1 protein-coding gene and 3 pseudogenes are annotated in these 2,116 nt (G+C 72.5%); 3 read left to right on the forward strand and 1 reads right to left on the reverse strand.

Annotation, left to right across the window (positions count from 1 at the left end; all coding sequences use genetic code 11):
• Positions 1–151: 151 nt before the first annotated feature.
• From DY157_RS12015 to DY157_RS11165, 3 genes and pseudogenes are all read left to right on the forward strand, one after another.
• Positions 152–226 (forward strand): annotated as a pseudogene (locus DY157_RS12015) (DUF2200 family protein); the annotation flags it as partial.
• Positions 227–251: 25 nt separating this feature from the next.
• Positions 252–545: pseudogene (locus tag DY157_RS12020) on the forward strand (DUF2200 family protein); the annotation flags it as partial.
• Between the two features lie 380 nt (positions 546–925).
• Entirely contained in the window at positions 926–1,594 is a 669-nt protein-coding gene (locus DY157_RS11165; protein WP_115728719.1) for a histidine phosphatase family protein, read from the forward strand.
• 139 nt (positions 1,595–1,733) lie between these two features.
• Here the strand turns inward: DY157_RS11165 and DY157_RS11170 are convergent.
• Positions 1,734–2,116, reverse strand: a pseudogene (locus DY157_RS11170) (hypothetical protein); the annotation flags it as partial.

Consider the following 2,116-nt stretch of genomic DNA (forward strand, 5'->3'; position numbering starts at 1 on the left):
CTCCCGCCGAGAGCATCACCTTCGTCCGTCGAGGGGATCCGTTCTTCCCTCCTGCAACGCCCCGCCCCGCCCTCGTACTCATCGACGAGGGCGATCCCGACCCCGAGAGAAGGAGGCCGCCGTGGCCGATCGCTCCGCGAAGCTCCCCGCGATGCCCTTCGCGTCCGTGTACCCGCTCTACCTGAAGAAGATCGAGCGGAAGGGCCGGACGAAGGAGGAGCTCGACGCCGTGATCTCCGTGGCTCACGGGGTACTCGACCGCCGAGCTGGAGAAGGCCCTCGAGGACGAGCGCTCCTTCGAGGACTTCTTCGCGGGCGCGGCGCTCGCCGACACGGCGGACCTCATTACCGGGTCGATCTGCGGCGTGCGTGTCGAGGAGATCGAGGATCCGCTGATCCGGCGCATCCGCATGCTCGACAAAGTCGTCGACGAACTGGCGAAGGGCCGCGCCCTCGAGAGGATCAGGCGGCCCCGCTGGGCGTCCGTCCGGGAGGGCCCGCCCCCCCCGCCTCGTTCTACCCGCCCCGTCCCTTCGCGCCCGTGAAGTGCGCTGAGACGGCGATCTGGGTCGTGCAGGGAGGGTGGTTCGGGGTGTGGGGATACCTGGATCGCACACTCGGCGTCCGTTCGCACCGGCGAAGTGCGCTGAGACGGCGATCTGGGTCGTGCAGGGAGGGTGGTTCGGGGTGTGGGGATACCTGGATCGCACACTCGGCGTCCGTTCGCGCCCGTGAAGTGCGCTGAGACGGCGATCTGGGTCGTGCGGGCCGCCGGCACGCGATGACACCCCCGATTCTGAAGAGCCGCATGGCCGTCGTCCGCCGAGAGCATCACCTTCGTCCGTCGAGGGGATCCGTTCTTCCCTCCTGCAACGCCCCGCCCCGCCCTCGTTCCCGAGACGCGCCGGCGTGCGACACTGGCCCCATGATCTCGACGCGAATCCACGTCATGCGCCACGGGGAAGTGGACAACCCCGACGGACTCCTCTACGGGCGGATGCCCGGATTCGGGCTCACCGAGCTCGGCCACGAGATGGCGCAGCGGGCCGCCGACCACCTCGTCGAGCAGGGCGCCGACATCACGGCCGTCATCTCCTCGCCCCTCCTGCGCGCCCAGCTCACCGCCGCGCCGACCGCCGCGGCCTACGATCTGCCGATCCTCTCGGACCCCCGGCTCATCGAGGCGGGCAACGCCTTCGAGGGCCAGCCGGTCAACGCGGACCGTTCGGTCTTCCTCAAGCCGGAGAACTGGAAGTACTACCGCAATCCGCTCGAGCCGAGCTGGGGCGAGCCCTACGTCGACATCGCCTCGCGGATGCGGGCGGCCCTGTCGTCGGCGCTCGCGCGGGCGAAGGGCCACGAGGCGCTCGTCGTCTCGCACCAGAGCCCGATCACGATCCTCACGCGCTTCGCCCGCAAGCAGCCGCTCGCGCACGCGCCGTGGTCGCGCCATTGCTCGCTCGCGTCGCTCACGACCTTCGAGTTCCGCGATTCGACGCTCGTCGCGATCACCTACGCCGAGCCCGCCGCCGATCTCGTCGCGAAGGCGCACGACATGACGCCGGGCGATTCGGAGGCCGCGCTCAAGCGCTGAGCTCCGCGGCGGCTCCTCCTGATCGACGAGGTCGGGGCGGTGCGCCCGCGGAAGGGGAGCGCTGAGTCGTCGACCCCGCAGGGCCCGGAGCGGGCGGCGGCGAGGCGGCGCGCATCGGATCGCCGATGCGCGATCCCCCTCAGTCGGTCTGGGCCCCGTCCTCGTCAATCGTGCGGGAGTCGATCGTGCGGGAGTCGGAAGGGCGGGAGTCGGAGGCGCGGGGGCCGTCGGAGCGGGTGTCGCCCTGAGAGTCGGCCGGGCCCTCGCCGACGGAGCCCGACGGCGAACCGGGCGCCGCGGCGTCGGAGGACGCGCCGGCGGAGGGGGCGCCGGTGTCCGGCGAGGGGGCGGAGTCGCCCCGCCGGGCGTCGCGCTCGGCGCGGGACCGGCGCTCGCGCTGGATGTCGCGCTCGAGCCGGAAGAGGAAGTCGGGGTCGTCATCGGGCGCCGAGGGCGCGGGCGGCGCGGACCCCCCGGGCGGGGAGGCGCACTCCCCCCGCGGGGGGGACCGCCGCGACGGCG

Origin of the sequence: Actinomyces culturomici, from assembly GCF_900499005.1 — a bacterium.
Classification (GTDB): Bacteria; Actinomycetota; Actinomycetes; order Actinomycetales; family Actinomycetaceae; genus Pauljensenia; species Pauljensenia culturomici.

What these genes read in the sequence shown, in the direction of transcription:
- DY157_RS11165 (WP_115728719.1), top strand. Translation starts at nt 926, where the DNA reads ATGATCTCGACGCGAATCCACGTCATGCGCCACGGGGAAGTGGACAAC.